We start from the raw sequence: 16927 nt of genomic DNA, 5'->3' as shown, positions 1-16927 counted from the left end.
GATCGACTTCGAGCCGACCGACAACGATCGCATCGAGCTGACCTTCCAGGACCGCGACGAAACCCAGTCGCAGTTCAGTGGCCAGACCTCGCCGGAAGCCGGCCGTGAAGTGGTCAACACCGACCGTCGTTACGCCCTGCGCTGGAACCACAGCGGTGAGCGCTACTACAACGAGTTGATGGTCACCCACGAGGATTCGTTCAACAACCCGACGCCGCTGACGCTGGCCAACGGCATCACCTACACCGCACCGGACGGCCCCGAAGACCGCACCATCGTGAAGATCGGTGGCGCCTCGGCACTGGATTCGCAGGTGAAGGGCCAGAAGGGCTGGTCGATCGAAGACAACCTGACCCTGGATGGCATCCAGTGGGCCGGTGACCACACCATCAAGATGGGCGTGAAGTACAAGCAGATCGACCTGTACGCATCCGATGCGGCGCAGATCAATCCGACCTTCACCTACTCGCTGGGCGATCCGGACTTCCCCGATTCCATTCCGTACAAGGCGCAGTTCGTCAAGCCGGTGACCGGCGTGACCGGCGTGTCCGGCGAAGTGCGTTCGAAGTCCAAGCAGTACGGCGTGTTCATCCAGGACGACTGGCAGGTCAACGATCACCTGCAGCTGAACATCGGCCTGCGCTGGGACTACGAAAAGACCCCGTCCTACCTGGACTTCGTGACCCCGCAGCAGGTGGTCGACGCCATCTATTCGCAGGATCCGCGCGCTCCCGCCGGCCAGACCTATGCCGATTCGCTGGCACTGGGCGGCCTGGACATCAGCGACTACATCAGCAACGGTCACAACCGCAAGGCATTCAAGGATGCCTGGCAGCCGCGCCTGGGCTTCTCGTATGACATCAATGCCGACGAGCAGCACGTGATCCATGGTGGTGCTGGTCGTTCCTACGACCGCGACCTGTTCGACAACCTGCAGCTGGAAACCACCAAGCTGGCCCTGCCGCAGCCGACCATCTACTTCCGCAACCCGGCCACCGGCGCCTGCATCAACGGCCAGGCTGCCTGCTATGACTGGAACCCGAACCTGCTCAACGGCATCGGCAACCTGCAGGCACTGGTCGGCGCGACCAGCAATGCCGGCCTGGAAGTGGACCTGCTGAACAACAAGCTGAAGGCGCCGTACTCGGACCAGTTCAGCCTGGGCATGAGCAACCAGATCGGCGACTGGCTGACCGACGCCACCATCGCACGTACCCTGAGCTACGACGGCTTCGCCTTCACCTTGGGCAACCGTTATCCGACCGGCCAGTTCTTCGATGATCCGCGCCTGTGCGGTGGCACCTCCCCGGGCCTGAGCCAGGCCTGGAGCTGCAACGTACCGGGCTTCGGCAGCCTGATCATCGGCCAGCAGGGCATCAAGACCCGTGCCACCCAGGTCCTGCTGTCGGCGCAGAAGCCGTTCACCAAGGAAAGCGGCTGGGGCACCTCGATCGCCTATACCTGGACCACCGCGCGCCACAACCGCGACATCAACGAGAAGTACGCCTTTGATCGCGGTCTGATCGGTGACTACCCGACCATCCGCTCCAACGGCGCACCGCGCCACCGCCTGGTGGTGACCGGTTCGTACGCGGGCTTCTGGGGCATCACCTTCGGCGGCAAGATCACCCTGGCCACCCCGACCGCCGTCAACGACTGGTACCCGGTGATGCAGGCCAGCGGCTACACCCTGCCGACCCCGCAGGCGGCCGTGCCCAACGCAACCGGCAAGTTCCTGGTGGGTGGCAAGATCTTCGGCTACCGTTCGGTCGACCTGCAGGCGACGAAGACGTTCAAGCTGGCGGGCAACACCGAGCTGTACGCCCGCCTGGACATCATCAACGTGTTCAACTTCGACAACTTCTCCACCTACAACTACGTCAAGACCAACGGCAAGCTGCAGGCCAGCTACAACGAGACCGGCGACATCATCGGCACTCCGCGCCAGGTCAAGGCCGAAGTGGGCTTCCGCTTCTAAGCGGCGCCGCCTGTTGCTGTATCCGATGCCGCCGGTCCGCCGGCGGCATCGATTGTGTGAGAACGGCAATGGCCGGCCCCGTGCCGGTCCATTGCCCACGCCGCTGCCGGGCAGGGGGCAGCGGCGTGGGCAATGATCGCGGTGTCAAACCACGTTTTTCGTGGTTTTTTAAGAGCGCATCTTGTAAACGATTTCAGATCATTGGACGGTATGCTTTCCCATCGATCAGACCACCGGAGGAACCGCGCCATGCAGGCACGCCATCTGTTGTCCGCGGCAGCGTTGAGCCTGGCCGTCGCCGCCTGCCAGCCGGCCCAGCAGGAGCCTGCCAAGCCGCGTCCGCCGGTGATCCTGATCGAGGCCGATGCACCGCCGCGGCCGATGAAGCCGGAGCTGCCGCCGCTGTTCGATGACATCGAGCGCCGCACCTTCCAGTTCTTCTGGGACACCACCAACGAGATCAATGGCCTAACCCCGGACCGCTATCCGTCGCGGCCGTTCGCAAGCATCGCGTCGGTGGGTTTCGCGCTGACCGCTTATCCCATCGGTATCGAGAACGGCTGGGTCAGCCGCAACCAGGCGATCGACCGGACCCTGACCACCCTGAAATTCTTCCGCGACGTGCCGATGGGCCCGCAGCGCACCGGCAAGGCGGGCTACAAGGGTTTCTACTATCACTTCCTGGACATGCAGGAAGGCCGTCGCTACGACAGCTGGGTCGAACTGTCCTCGGTGGATACCGCACTGCTGATGATGGGCGTGCTGTTCGCGCAGTCGTACTACGACGGTGACGATCCGCGCGAGAAGGAAATCCGCCAGATTGCCGATACCTTGTACAAGAAGGTCGACTGGCCGTGGCTGCAGCAGCGTGCACCGCTGATCTCGATGGGCTGGTTCCCCGAGAGCGGCTTCATCGACCACGACTGGATGGGCTACAACGAGGCGATGATGGTCTACATCCTCGCCCTGGGCTCGCCCACGCACCCGGTCAGCCCGGACGCGTGGACGGTGTGGACGCGCACCTATGACAACGACTGGGGTGTCTACCAGGGCCAGGAATACCTTTCCTTCGGCCCGCTGTTCGGCCACCAGTACAGCCACGTCTGGATCGATTTCCGCGATATCCAGGACGCGTACATGCGCGAGCGCGGCAGCACCTATTTCCTCAACAGCCGCTCGGCCGCGCTGGCCCAGCGCGAATACGCCATCGCCAACCCGATGCAGTGGAAGGGCTATGGCGAGAACGTCTGGGGCCTGACCGCCAGTGATGGCCCGCAGAACACCACGCAGGAGTACCGCGGCGAACAGCGCCAGTTCCGCCATTACTCCTCGCGCGGCGCCGGCCTGCGCGAGAACTTCGATGACGGCACCATTGCCCCGACTGCGGCGATCGCCTCGGTGGTGTTCGCGCCCGAGCAGGTGATCCCGGCCACGCTGGAAATGCACAAGCGCTACGGCGACTACATCTATTCCAGCTACGGCTTCCTGGATTCGTTCAATCCCAGCTTCAACTATGACATCCCGATCAAGACCGGTCGCCTGGTGCCGGATCGCGGCTGGGTCGCCAGCGACTACATCGCCATCGACCAGGGGCCGATCCTGACCATGATCGCCAACTACCGCAACGACTTCGTCTGGGAAGTGATGAAGAAGAATCCGTACATCCGCAAGGGCCTGGAGCGGGCCGGATTCAGCGGCGGCTGGCTGGCGCCGGAAGGGTCGTTCCAGCCGCTGGAACTGCAGAAGGACGAAAAGGCCGCGGCAGCACGCGCGGTGGGTATCGCCGAATCACGCGCGGCTGCCGCGCAGGAACAGAAGAACAATGCCAACCGCACCACAGGCCAGGGCAATTAACCCGATGCCGAACTGGATCGACCGCCTGCGCCGCTGGGCGCTGCCTGCCCTGGCCGCCCTGGCCGTGGCCGGCTGCGCCCGCACCGAACCGGGCACCACCACCGTGCGCTTCTGGGCGATGGGCCGCGAAGCCGAGGTGGTCAGCGAGCTGATCCACGAGTTCGAGGCCGAAAATCCCGGCATCAAGGTGGATGTGCAGAACATCCCGTGGACCGCCGCGCACGAAAAGCTGCTGACCGCGTTCGCTGCCGACGGACTGCCGGACGTGTGCCAGCTCGGCAATACCTGGGTGCCGGAGTTCGCCGAACTCGATGCATTGACCCCGCTGCAGCCGTTCGTGCAGCGCTCCACCGTGGTCGACCCGAAAGATTACTTCCAGGGCATCTGGGACACCAACGTGATCCACGGTGAGCTGGTCGGCGTGCCGTGGTACGTCGATACGCGCCTGATCTACTACCGCAAGGACCTGCTGGCCAAGGCCGGCTACGACCACCCGCCGCGCACGTGGCCGGAGTGGGAGGAGCAGATGGCGGCGATCAAGCGCATGCAGGGCCCGAACCGCTACGCGGTGCTGATGCCGATCAATGAGTTCGAGCAGCAGCTGTCGCTGGCCCTGCAGCAGCCCGATCCGCTGCTGCGCGACGACGATACCCGCGGCAATTTCGCCAGCCCGGGGTTCCGCCGCACGCTGTCCTTCTACGCCAACATGTTCGAGCAGGGCTGGGCGCCGAAGATGTCCGAGACACAGATCTCCAACGTCTGGGATGAATTCTTCCGCGGCTTCAACGTGTTCTACATCTCCGGTCCCTGGAACATCCGCGAGTTCAAGAAACTGCAGCCGAAGGAACTGGAAGGACAGTGGGGCACCGCTGCGCTGCCGGGGCCGGACGGTCCGGGCGCGGGCATCGCCGGTGGCACCAGCCTGGTGATCTTCCGCAAATCGCAGCAGAAGGAGGCGTCCTGGAAGCTGATCGAATTCCTGTCGCGCCCGGAAATCCAGGCACGCTTCCATTCGATCATCGGCGATCTGCCGCCGCGCCGCAGTGCCTGGAACGCGCCGTCGCTGGCCAACGATCCACTGGCCGCCGCGTTCCGTGATCAGCTGGAGCGGGTCAAGCCGACGCCGAAGGTGCTCGAATGGGAGCGCATCGTGCAGGAAATGCGCATTGTCACCGAGAAGGTCGTGCGCGGTGGCCTGCCGCAGGACAAGGCCGTGGCCGAACTGGACCAGCGCGTGGACAAGGTGCTGGCCAAGCGCCGCTGGATGCATGAACAACAACGCCTGCAGGAGCGCGCGCCGTCGCCGCGCTCGAGCAGCGCAGTGGCCGCCGGGAGCGCGCAATGAAACGTACTTCGCTGGCCGGCTGGATCTTCGCCGGCCCCTCGCTGATCGTGCTGGGCGTGTTCTTCGGCCTGCCGGTCGCCTCGGCGCTGGCGCTGAGCGTGACTGACTTCGACCTCTATGCACTGGCCGACAGCAGCAACCTGCGCTTCGTCGGCCTGGGGAACTACATCGACCTGCTGCAGACGCCGATGTTCTGGAAGTCGCTGTGGAACACCACCTACTTCGTGTTGATCGGCGTACCGTTGTCGATCGGCGTGTCGCTGGGCGCGGCCATGCTGCTCAACGCACCGGCCGCGCGCTTCAAGGCGCTGTTCCGTACGGCACTGTTCGCGCCGGTGGTGACCACGCTGGTGGCGGTGGCGGTGATCTGGCGCTACCTGTTCCATACCAGCTATGGCCTGGTGAACTACGGGCTGGGCCACCTGGGCATCAGTCCGATCGACTGGCTGGGTGATCCCAACTGGGCAATGCCGACCATCATGCTGTTCGCGGTGTGGAAGAACTTCGGTTACAACATGGTGATCTTCCTCGCCGGCCTGCAGGCGATCCCGCATGACCTGTACGAAGCCGCGCGCATCGACGGTGCTTCGCGCTGGAAGCAGTTCCTGCACATCACCCTGCCGATGCTCGGCCCGGTACTGCTGGTGGTCGGGGTGATCACCGTGTCCGGCTACTTCCAGCTGTTCGCCGAGCCGTACGTCATGACCCGCGGCGATCCACTGCAGAGCACCGTCAGCGTGCTGTATTTCATGTTCGAGGAAGGCTTCAAGTGGTGGAACCTGGGACGCGCATCGGCTGTAGCGTTCCTGCTGTTCCTGATCATCCTGGCGGTGACCACCGTGATGCTGCGTTTCGGCCGCAAGAGGCAGTTGGTATGAGTCGTGAAATCGGCCAGTCGCGCTGGTATCCGTGGATGATCAATGGTGCGCTGCTGGTGCTGGCCCTGGTCAGCCTTGCACCGCTGCTGTGGATGCTCTCGGTCTCGTTCATGCCGCAGGGTGAGGCCAGTCATTTCCCGCCGCCACTGCTGCCTTCGAGCATCACCACGCACAACTACCACGAGCTGTTCGCGCGCACCGGCATGGGCGGCAACTTCGCCAACAGCCTGCTGGTGTCGCTGGCTATCACGCTGGGTTCGCTGCTGCTCAACACCATGGCCGGCTACGCCTTCGCCAAGCTCAACTTCGTTGGCCGCGAACGCCTGTTCCAGGTGCTGATGGCAGCACTGGTGATTCCGGCGCAGGTGGCGATGCTGCCGCTGTTCCTGCTGATGAAGCAGCTGGGCCTGGTCAACAGCTTTGGCGGGGTGATCGTGCCGGCGCTGGCCAGCGTGTTCGGCATCTTCCTGGTGCGCCAGTACGCGCGTTCGATCCCGGACGAGCTGCTTGAAGCGGCGCGCATCGACGGCGCGGGGGAGTTGCGCATCTTCTTCCAGATCGTGCTGCCGATGCTCAAGCCGGTACTGGTGACCCTGGCGATCTTCACCTTCATGGGTGCATGGAACGATTTCATGTGGCCGCTGATCGTGTTGACCGACCAGGAGCACTACACTTTGCCGGTGGCGCTGGCCACCCTCTCGCGCGAGCACATCATGGACGTGGAAATGATGATGGCTGGCGCGGTCGTCACCGTGGTTCCGGTGCTGGCACTGTTCCTGGTGCTGCAGCGTTACTACATCCAAGGTCTGTTGCTGGGGAGCGTCAAGGGATGAAGCGAGCGATCGCCGTTGGACTGGGCCTGTTGTGGACTTCCCTGGCGATCGCCGCACCACCGGCACTGCCGGCGCCGAAGGTACTGGACGATTTCGACGACATCGGCGCCTGGAAGCTGGTGCTGTCCGACCAGGTCAGCGGTTCGCTGCGGCCGGTGAGCGGTGCCGGTGGCGGCCGCGCGCTGTGCCTGGACTACGATTTCCACAAGGTGTCGGGCTACGTCGGCATCCGCCGCGCGCTGGGCATCGAGTACCCGGCCAACTACCGCTTCGGCTTCCAGCTGCGGGGAGATTCGCCGGGCAACGACCTGCAGTTCAAGCTGATCGATGCCAGCGGCGATAATGTCTGGTGGGTCAATCGCCCGGGCTACAGCTTCCCCAAGGCGTGGACGCCGGTCGAATTCCGCCGTCGCCAGATCGACAAGGCGTGGGGTCCGTCGCCGGAGAAGGAGATGGCGCGCAGCGCTGCGGTCGAGTTCACGATCTACAGCAAGGTCGGCGGCCGCGGCACGGTGTGCTTCGACAAGCTGACCCTGCAGGGCCTGCCGCCGCAGGATGATTCGGCGCTGGTGCCATCGGTGATCGCCGACACCGCCACCGCGCTGCAGGACCGGATGATTGACGGAAAGAGTGATACGTTCTGGATCAGTGGCGGGGTCAAGCAGCAGACCATCAGCCTGGACCTGCACAAGAGCCGCGAGATCGGCGGTGCGGTGATTGACTGGCTGCCGAACCTGGAAGCCAATCGCTACACCGTGCGGACGTCCGAGGATGGCCGGGACTGGCGCACCGTGCGCGAGGTGGCCGGCGGTGCGGGCGGCCGCGACTGGCTGGCGCTGCCGGATACCGACGCGCGCTACGTGCGCTTCGATCTGCACGATGGCCCGAACTGGCGCTATGGCATCCGTGACATCACGCTCAAGCCGCTGGCGTTCGCGGCCACGCCGAACGCATTCCTGTCCTCGGTGGCGGCCGACCTGCCGCGCGGCTCGCTGCCGCGCGCATATGTGGGCGAACAGCCGTACTGGACCCTGCTCGGCCTCGATGGCGGCCAGGAGCAGGCACTGATCAGCGAGGACGGTGCGCTGGAACCGGCCAAGGGCAGTTTCAGCATCGAGCCGTTCATCCGCGTGGACGGCAAGTTGCTGGACTGGTCGACGGTGGCCATCACCCAGTCGCTGCAGGATCGCTACCTGCCCATCGCCAATGTCGACTGGGTGCACGAGAAGGCCGGCCTGGCGGTAACCAGCTTCGTGCAGGGCACGCCGGAGCGCGCGCAGCTGATCGGCCGCTACCGGTTGAGCAATCCGGACAAGGTGGCGCACGAGTACACCCTGGCGCTGGCGATCCGGCCGTGGCAGGTGAACCCGCCGACCCAGTTCCTCAATACCGTCGGCGGCTTCAGTCGCATCGATGCGCTGGATGTGGGCGAACAGCTGGTGCGCATCAACGGTGAGCCGCGCATCTATCCGTTGCAGGTGCCGGATGCGCGCTTTGCCAGCACGTTCGATGGCAAGCTCGACGCGATGCATCTGGCCTCCGGGAAATACCCGGCCAGCACGGCGGTGAAGGACAGCACCGGCATGGCGTCCGGTGCGCTGCTGTATACGATCAAGCTGGAGCCTGGCCAGAGCCGAGAAGTGGCGGTGGTGTTGCCACAGACCGGAGGCTGGGCGCCGCAGGCGCTGGATGTGGCCAAGGCGCAGGCACAGGTCGCAGAGCAGTGGCGGCAGAAGCTGGGGGTGGTCTCGTTGCAGGTACCGGCTGCGGGCCAGGCACTGGTCGATACCCTGCGCACCGCCGTGGCGCACATGCTGATCTCGCGGGTCGGCCCGCGCCTGCAGCCGGGCACGCGCTCGTACGCACGCAGCTGGATCCGCGATGGCGCGATGATTTCAGAGGGCCTTCTGCGCATGGGGCGCAGTGATGCGGTGCGTGATTACATCAACTGGTATGCGCCCTATCAGTTCGAGAATGGCAAGGTGCCGTGCTGTGTCGATGCCCGTGGCAGCGATCCGGTGCCGGAGAACGACAGCCATGGCGAGCTGATCTACAGCATTGCCGAGTATGGGCGCTATACCGGTGACAGCACCTTCGCCGAACTGATGTGGCCGCATGTGCAGGGCGCCTACAACTACATGGAACAACTGCGCGCCAGCGAGCGCACGGACGAGAATCGGACGCGCAATCCGGCGTTCTACGGGATGATGCCGGCGTCGATCAGCCACGAAGGCTATTCGGCCAAGCCGATGCATTCGTACTGGGACAATTTCTGGGCGTTGCGCGGCTACAAGGATGCGGCATCGCTGGCGGCCCAGCTGGGCAAGGTCGAAGCCATGCAGATTGCCGAATCGCGTGACCAGTTCCGTGATGACCTGCAGGCCTCGCTGCTGTCGGCGATGCAGCAGCACAACATCGATTACCTGCCGGGCTCGGCCGAACTGGGCGATTTCGATGCGACCTCGACCACCATCGCGCTGGCTCCGGGCGGTGAACAGGGGCGCCTTCCGCAGCAGGCGCTTGATGCCACTTTCGAGCGCTACTGGAAGGAATTCGTGGCCCGTCGGGACGGCAAGCGCGAGTGGAAGGACTACACGCCCTACGAGTGGCGCAACGTGGCCGCCTTCGTCCGCCTTGGCTGGCGCGATCGCGCCTGGCAGGCGACTGAGTTCTTCTTCAAGGACCGTGCGCCGCAGGCCTGGAACCAGTGGGCCGAAGTGGTCTCGCGCACGCCGCGCAAGCCGTTCTTCGTCGGTGACCTGCCGCATGCCTGGGTCGCCTCGGACTTCGTGCGCTCGGCCCTGGACATGTTCGCCTACAGCCGTGACATGGACGATGCGCTGGTGTTGGCCGCCGGCATTCCGACCGCCTGGCTGCAGGGCGACGGCATCGCTGTGCAGGGCCTGCGCACGCCGCAGGGCCAGCTCAACTACCGCCTGCAGCGCAGCGACAAGCAGCTGGTGCTGGAGGTGCAGCCGGGCCTGGTGCCACCGGTCGGTGGCGTGGTCTTGCCGTGGCCGTACGCCGGTGATCCGGGCGAGGCGACCATCAACGGCGAAGCGGCCGAATGGACCGACAGGGAACTGCACGTGCACCAGCTGCCGGCGCGGGTCGAGATCGATGTACCGGGCGCGGTGCGCCGCGCCGAGCGCAAGGGGCAGTAACGATGAAGCAGCAGGGGGGAAGGGTGCGCACGGCCGTGCGTGCCCTGGGACTGGCCATTGCATTGGCATTGCCGGGTGCCGTGATGGCAGCCGTGCCAACCGCCGCGACAGCGGCTGACATCGCCAGCGCACCAGGCATGAGCATGGTGACCTTCAACCTGCATCACGACCGCGAGGACTGGCCGAGCCGCCGCCGCACCATCCTGGCCGAGCTCAAGCGCCTGCAGCCGGATGCGGTTGCCCTGCAGGAGGTGATCCAGCGCCGCAACGTGCGCAACCAGGCGCAGTGGCTGGCCAGCCAACTCGGCTACAAGTACGTGTTCGTGTCCACCGATCCGGTGGGTGCGCCGAAACGTTACGGCAATGCGCTGCTGACCCGGCGACCGATCCTCGCCCAGGGTGAGCACCTGCTACAGCCGCTGGACGACTACCGGACGGTCGCCCATCTGCGCATCAATGTGGACGGCAAGGCGGTCAACGTCTATGCCACCCACTTCAACGAGCGCAGCGACGAAAATGGCCAGCGCATCCGTCGCACCCAGGTCGAGGACCTGCTGCGCTTCATCGCCAGCACCTCGGCCGGCGCACCGGTGGTGATCGCGGGCGACTTCAACGCGCTGGTCGATGCCAGTGACCTGAGCGAGCTGCGCAGCCATTACGGTGACAGCTACGGCAGCGTGCACGTCAACACCGACCTGGCCGGGGTCAGTACGCTGAACAGGCACTACTACCCGGTGGCCTCGCGGATCGACCACATCTTCTTCCAGCAGGACGCGATGGTCGCACGTGAGGCCAAGCTCCTGTTCGACCAGCCCGATGACAGCGGTCGCTGGGCCTCGGACCATTATGGCGTGTGGACCCGCCTGCAATTCGCTCCGGCGCACTGATGTCCTGGTAGGTGCCACCCTTGGTTGGCACGGACGTGTCCGCGTTCGCTCCAACAACGGCGCCGACCAGGGTTGGCCTCTGCCAGAGCGCTGCACGCGCCCGGCGCACAAACAGAAACGGCGGGGATCATCGATCCCCGCCGTTTTTTCACGCGATCAAAGCGCGATCAGTTCGCCGGCGGCGTGCGCTTGGCGCCTTCTTCATCTTCTTCGTCGGCCTTGGCTTCGGCCGCCTGGGCTGCCGCATCGGCGTGGCCATCGGCGACCGGATCGATCGACGGTGTCACCACTGCATCGGCGACCGGGGCCGCAGCTTCCACCGGTGCGGCTTCAACTGCCACCGGCGCGACCGGCTGTTCGGCGACCGGTGCGGTCTCGACGACCGGTTTGGCTTCAAATGCAGGAGCGGCTTCCGCCACCGGGGCAGCCTCAACGGCCAGCGGCTTGGCTTCGACCGCCGGAGCGGCTTCAGCGATCTCCGGCTTCGATTCCACGACCGCAGCAGCCTCGGCCTCGGCCACGGCCGACTTCACTTCGACCACCGCAGTGGCTTCAGCGACCGGGGCAGCCTCAACCACCACCGGCTTCGCTTCGACCGCCGGGGCTGCCGCTACCGCTGGCTGGGCCGGGGTTGCAGCGTCGATGGCATCAAGCATGCTGGTCTGCACCGGCGACGCCGCCGGTTCGGCCTTGGCGACGGCTTCGACCGGAGCCTGTACCTTCGCCACGACCGGTGCAGGAGCGTCGATCACGGCGCTGCTCACCACCGCGACCGGTGCGGCGACAGCAGCGGCGGCGGCGCGGACCGGCTTCTCGGCTTCGGCAGCGGTCGGTTCGGCTTCGTCATCGAATTCGAACTCCGGCTGCGAACGCGCCGGCTGTGCCGCGGCCACCGGAGTGGTCCCGGCAACGCTGTCGTTGCTCTGCCCGGCGACATCAGCGGCATCGGTGTCATCACCGTCGTCCGCGTCGTCCTGATCATCGCCCAGGCCATCGCTGCCGGCAGCGTTCTCGGCGCCACCACGACGGCGGCGACGGCCACCACGACGGCCACGGCGGCGGCGGGTTGCGCCTTCACCGGCCTGCTCGCCGTTGGCGTCGAGGGCAGCCTCTTCACCGGTCACGGCAATCGCCTCGGCCTCATTGGCGGCGTTGGCAGTGCTGTCGGCCGGTGCAGTGACTGCCGCCGGAGCGGAGGCAGCCGGTGCAACCGGCGCCACTGGCGCAGTGGCTTCCTGCGCGGTCACGACGTTGGCAGCGACGGCCGTAGCGGCTACGGCTGCCGCCACGGCCTCGGCCGGCAGCTCGGCGGCGCTGCGCTGCGGCTTTTCGGCCGGCTTGTCACCGTCCTGCTGCTGGCGCGGCTGCTTGGGCTGCTTCAGCTTCGGCTGGTTCTGGTTCTGGTTCTGGTTCTGGCCCTGCTGCTCGTTGCGCGGCTTGTTCTGCTGCTGCGGCTGCTGCTGGCCATCCTTCTGCTGCGGTTCTTTCTGCCTGCCCTGCTGTGGCTGCTGCTGGGCATTGCCGTTGTTGCCGTTGCGGCCGTCCTTGTTGCGCTGCTCAGCACGGTCCTTGCGGTTGCCGCCATCCTTCTGCTGCTGCGCGTTACCGTTGCCACCGTTGCCACGGTTTTCGTCGCGACGGTCCTTGCGATCCTTGTTGCGATCCTTGTTGCGGTCCTTGCGACCACCGTCCTGCTGCTGGCGCGGAGCCGGGGCGGCCGGAGCCGGCGCTGGTGCCGGCTCGCCACCGAACACGCGCTTGAGCCAACCGATCACGCCGCCGCTCGAAGCCGGCGCCACTGGCGCTGCCACGACCGGAGCCGGAGCGGCTGCAGCCGGAGCCGCTTCCTCGCGCACCGGGGCGGGAGAGGTGTGCTTGACCTGGGTCACGGCCGGCGGCGGGATGTTCAGCTGGCCCTTGGTCAGGGCGTGCACCGGCAGCTTGCGCGGGGTGCCGCGCTGGTAGCTGGGCTTGCTGCTCTCTTCACCCAGCTCGTTCTCACGCAGGCGGGTGACGGCATAGTGCGGGGTGTGCAGCTGCTCGTCGGCGACGATCACGATCGGCGCTTCGTGGCGCTGCTCGATCTCGCGCAGGGCGCTGCGCTTCTCGTTCAACAGGTAGTTGGCGATCTCCACCGGCGCCTGGACGAGCACCTGCCCGGTGTTCTCCTTCATCGCGTGCTCTTCGGCGACGCGGATGATCGACAGCGACAGCGACTCGACGCTGCGCATGCGGCCGTGGCCGTCGCAACGCGGGCAGACGATCTGGCTGGATTCGCCCAGGCTCGGGCGCAGGCGCTGGCGGCTCATTTCCAGCAGGCCGAAGCGCGAGATGCGGCCGACCTGCACGCGGGCACGGTCGTACTTCAGCGCGTTGGCCAGGCGGTTCTCGACCTCGCGCTGGTGCTTGTTGGAGGCCATGTCGATGAAGTCGATCACCACCAGGCCGCCCAGGTCGCGCAGGCGCAGTTGGCGAGCCACTTCCTCGGCCGCTTCCAGGTTGGTCTGGAACGCGGTGTCCTCGATGTCGCTGCCCTTGGTGGCGCGCGAGGAGTTCACGTCGACTGCGGTCAGTGCTTCGGTCTGGTCGACCACGATCGAGCCACCCGACGGCAGGCGCACGTTGCGCTCGTAGGCACCTTCGATCTGCGACTCGATCTGGAAGCGGTTGAACAGCGGGATGTCGTCCTTGTAGTGCTTGAGCTTGCGCAGGGTCTGCGGCATCACCTGCTGCATGAACTCGCGGGCGTGCTCGTACATCTCCTCGGTGTCCACCAGGATCTCGCCGATGTCGGCGCGCAGGTAGTCACGCAGGGCGCGCACGATCAGGCGTGATTCCTGGTAGATCAGGAACGGGGCCGGCTTGCTCAGTGCGGCTTCGGCGATGGCGCGCCAGACGTTGAGCAGGTAGTCCAGGTCCCACTGCAGCTCTTCCGCATCGCGACCGACGCCGGCGGTGCGGATGATCACCCCCATGTCGTCGGGAATGTTCAGCTTGTCCAGGGCCTCCTTCAGCGCGGCACGGTCTTCGCCCTCGATGCGGCGGGACACACCGCCGGCGCTGGGCGAGTTCGGCATCAGCACCATGTAGCGGCCGGCCAGCGAGATGAACGTGGTCAGGGCGGCGCCCTTGTTGCCACGCTCTTCCTTGTCGACCTGGACAACGATCTCCTGGCCTTCCTTCAGCAGCTCGCGGATACCGGCCTTGTTGTGGTCGACACCGGCCTGGAAGTAGTCGCGGGAAATCTCCTTCAGCGGCAGGAAGCCATGGCGGCCACCGCCATACTCGACGAAGGCGGCTTCCAGCGAGGGCTCGATGCGGAAGATCCGGCCCTTGTAGATGTTGGACTTCTTCTGTTCCTTCGACGGCTGTTCGATGTCGATGTCATACAACGACTGGCCATCCACGATGGCAACACGCAGCTCTTCAGCCTGCGTGGCGTTGATCAGCATTCGCTTCATTGTTGCGTTCCTCGCAAGCGGCTACCGCGCGGAACGCCATGGGGTTTCGCCTCTGGACACGGCTCGCCGCCCATTCGCGCAAGCGCGGGGAGGGCGGCTTGGGTTTCCAGCGCTACGACACCACGGCAGGCCGCGGGAGCGCTTCACTCTTATGGGTTTTTGGGTGTTGCAGGGCCGCAGGCAGCTGTCAGCCAGGCTGGAGCGCCACGCGGGACATGTTCAGCACGGTTGCGTGTCAGGCATCCGGCGATGGCCGGGAAGGCCGGTGAGCCGCTAACATGGCCGCCCCGCGGGCGGTGGTCGCGCACTGTGCCGGATTCGTCGGAAGCTGGGCTTCTGGCCCTGAGTAACTTCCAACGAAATCAATCCCTTATCTCGCCCCCCGAGTGTAACAGAATAAACAGCCTGATGACCGCCCAAGACCCGACCAAACCCGCTGGCGACAAGCCTTCCGTGCGCATGATCACCGTTCCCGCCGACCGCGCCGGCCAGCGCCTGGACAACTTCCTGCTCGGCCAGCTGAAGGGAGCCCCGCGCAGTCTGGTGTACAAGCTGGTGCGCAGTGGGCAGGTTCGGGTGAACGGCGGCCGCGCCAAGGCCGAGCGCAAGCTGGAGGCGGGCGATGAGGTGCGTGTGCCGCCGGTCCGTCTCAGCGAGGAAGGAGACAAGGCCGGTCCGCCAGAGGCGTTCATGCGCCGCCTGGAGCAGGCCATCGTCTTCGAGGACGCCCGGCTGCTGGCCCTGAACAAGCCCTCCGGCGTGGCCAGCCACGGCGGCAGCGGCATCAGCTTCGGTGCCATCGAGACCCTGCGCGCCTTGCGCCCGGGACAGACACTGGAGCTGGTCCATCGGCTGGATCGCGACACCTCGGGCCTGCTGATCGTGGCCAAGAAGCGTTCGGCACTGAGCGAACTGCAGGCGCTGTTGCGTGAAGACCACGGCGCCGGCATCCGCAAGCGCTATCTGACCCTGCTGGCCGGCCGCATGCCGGACGGCGTGATGACCGTCGACGCGCCGCTGCACGTGGGCCTGCGCCAGGGCGGCGAGCGCCATGTACAGGTCAATGCGATCGGCAAGGAATCGATCAGTCACTTCCGGGTGCTGGAGCGCCGCGGCGGCCATTCGTACTGCGAGGTGCGCATCGAAACCGGCCGCACCCATCAGATCCGCGTGCATGCCCAGCATCTGGGCCATCCGGTGGCCGGTGACGACAAATACGGCGATCCTGCGGTCAACAAGCGGCTTCGTGAGCAGATCGGACTGAAGCGACTGTTTCTGCACGCGGCCTCGCTGGAGTTTGCACTGGACGACGGCAAGAGTCCGTATGTGCTGAACGCGCCGCTGGCCGATGAGCTGGTCGAGGCGCTGGACCGGCTGCGCTGACGGCGGTTCGGCGGCGCCGGGTGCTTGGTCGGCGCCGTCGCTTCCCTGCGGAGAGTGGGCTTGTCACTTTCTTTGCTCGTGCAAAGAAAGTAACCAAAGAAACACGCCGCCATCCGCGAGCCGGCGCCGCGCGCCGGTGCCCTGCGCTCCTCGGTCCGCCGAGGGACGGCGCGGAACTCGCTGCGCTCAGACACCCGCGCCTCTTCGCCCTCGCCGGACCTGCGGTGCTCGGCTCGCTACAAGGCGGACCCGGACATCCGCAGCGTAGGCCCATACCCGCCCGTGACCTCTCGATACTGTGGGACGTACCAGCCGCGAGGGGGCTCAGCCCGTTGGCTGCAAATCCCTCACCACTTGAACAGCACCAGGCTGATCGCCAGCGAGCCCATGCCCGCCACCAGCCCATAAACGGTCTCGTGGCCCTTCGCATAGCGCTTGGCGGCCGGCAACAGTTCATCCAGTGCCAGGAACACCATCACGCCGGCAATCAGCCCGAACACCCAGCCGAAGGTGGCGTGCGAAAGCGACCCGGACAGCAACCAGTAGCCGAGCGCCGCGCCCACCGGCTCGGCCAGACCCGACAGCAGGCTGGCGCTGAATGCATAGGCCTTGTTCTGGGTGGCGAAGTACACCGGCACCGCGATCGCGATGCCCTCGGGGATGTTGTGGATGGCAATCGCAAAGGCCAGTGGCATGCCCACCGACGGGCTTTCCAGCGTGGCGAAGAAGGTCGCCAGCCCTTCCGGGAAATTGTGCGCGGTGATCGCGACGGAAGTCAGCAGCGCGACCCGCTTCAGGTACTCGCGGCTGTTCTCGCGGAACGCAGGATCTTGCTTGTCCAGGCTGTCATGCGGGTTGGGAATGAAGTGGTCGATCAGCACGATCACGATCACGCCCAGCAGGAACGCCAGGGTGCCGTAGGTGAAACCGGTGCGTTCGCCATGGGCCAGTGCGAACGAAGCAATGGACTTGTTGAGGATTTCCGACAGCGACACATAGACCATCGCGCCGCCGGCGAAGGCCAGGCCGAAGGCCAGCAGGCGCGGGTTGGGGCGGCGCGAGAACAGCACCAGCAGGCTGCCGATCGCAGTGGCGAGGCCGGCCGCGAGGGTGACCGCCAGCGCAATCCAGATGTTTTCGGGGG

Annotated in this window: 10 protein-coding genes; 8 read left to right on the top strand and 2 right to left on the bottom strand. The window is 65.8% G+C overall.

Annotated features, from left to right (window positions below):
* From N5E02_RS16355 to N5E02_RS16325, 7 genes are all read left to right on the top strand, one after another.
* A partial coding sequence (locus N5E02_RS16355) for a TonB-dependent receptor (protein ID WP_279946497.1) occupies positions 1–1978 on the top strand: 1978 nt, incomplete at its 5' end.
* Between the two features lie 249 nt (positions 1979–2227).
* On the top strand, positions 2228–3832 hold the full coding sequence (locus N5E02_RS16350; protein ID WP_279946496.1) for a glucoamylase family protein: 1605 nt from the start codon (positions 2228–2230) through the stop codon (positions 3830–3832).
* A 4-nt stretch (positions 3833–3836) separates the two neighbouring features.
* A complete protein-coding gene (locus N5E02_RS16345) occupies positions 3837–5177 on the top strand; it encodes a sugar ABC transporter substrate-binding protein (RefSeq protein WP_053497855.1) in 1341 nt (446 codons plus the stop codon).
* Positions 5174–6055 (top strand): sugar ABC transporter permease, encoded by an 882-nt coding sequence (locus N5E02_RS16340; protein ID WP_005410323.1) that lies wholly within the window; start codon positions 5174–5176, stop codon positions 6053–6055. Before N5E02_RS16345 ends, N5E02_RS16340 begins: the two co-directional genes overlap by 4 nt.
* A complete protein-coding gene (locus tag N5E02_RS16335) occupies positions 6052–6888 on the top strand; it encodes a carbohydrate ABC transporter permease (RefSeq protein WP_005417620.1) in 837 nt (278 codons plus the stop codon). The genes N5E02_RS16340 and N5E02_RS16335 overlap by 4 nt, the downstream gene beginning before the upstream one ends.
* Positions 6885–10052 (top strand): discoidin domain-containing protein, encoded by a 3168-nt coding sequence (locus tag N5E02_RS16330; RefSeq protein WP_262220312.1) that lies wholly within the window; start codon positions 6885–6887, stop codon positions 10050–10052. Before N5E02_RS16335 ends, N5E02_RS16330 begins: the two co-directional genes overlap by 4 nt.
* A gap of 2 nt (positions 10053–10054) precedes the next feature.
* On the top strand, positions 10055–10939 hold the full coding sequence (locus tag N5E02_RS16325; RefSeq protein WP_032954315.1) for an endonuclease/exonuclease/phosphatase family protein: 885 nt from the start codon (positions 10055–10057) through the stop codon (positions 10937–10939).
* Between the two features lie 167 nt (positions 10940–11106).
* On the opposite strand, the gene rne is transcribed toward N5E02_RS16325, so the two are convergent.
* Positions 11107–14400 carry a ribonuclease E gene (rne, locus tag N5E02_RS16320; RefSeq protein WP_279946495.1) on the bottom strand — a complete coding sequence of 1098 codons (3294 nt, stop codon included), beginning with the start codon at positions 14398–14400 and terminating at the stop codon, positions 11107–11109.
* Positions 14401–14808: 408 nt separating this feature from the next.
* Here rne and N5E02_RS16315 point away from each other — a divergent pair, with 408 nt between their 5' ends.
* Entirely contained in the window at positions 14809–15783 is a 975-nt protein-coding gene (locus N5E02_RS16315; RefSeq protein ID WP_031269982.1) for an RluA family pseudouridine synthase, read from the top strand.
* Positions 15784–16130: 347 nt separating this feature from the next.
* On the opposite strand, the gene zupT is transcribed toward N5E02_RS16315, so the two are convergent.
* Entirely contained in the window at positions 16131–16916 is a 786-nt protein-coding gene (zupT, locus tag N5E02_RS16310) for a zinc transporter ZupT (protein ID WP_279946498.1), read from the bottom strand.
* Positions 16917–16927 lie beyond the last annotated feature (11 nt).

Origin of the sequence: Stenotrophomonas sp. GD03777, from assembly GCF_029842485.1 — a bacterium.
GTDB lineage: Bacteria > Pseudomonadota > Gammaproteobacteria > Xanthomonadales > Xanthomonadaceae > Stenotrophomonas > Stenotrophomonas sepilia.
The sequence above is the reverse complement of the archived record's forward strand: the minus strand, read 5'-3'. Positions and strand labels throughout refer to the sequence as shown.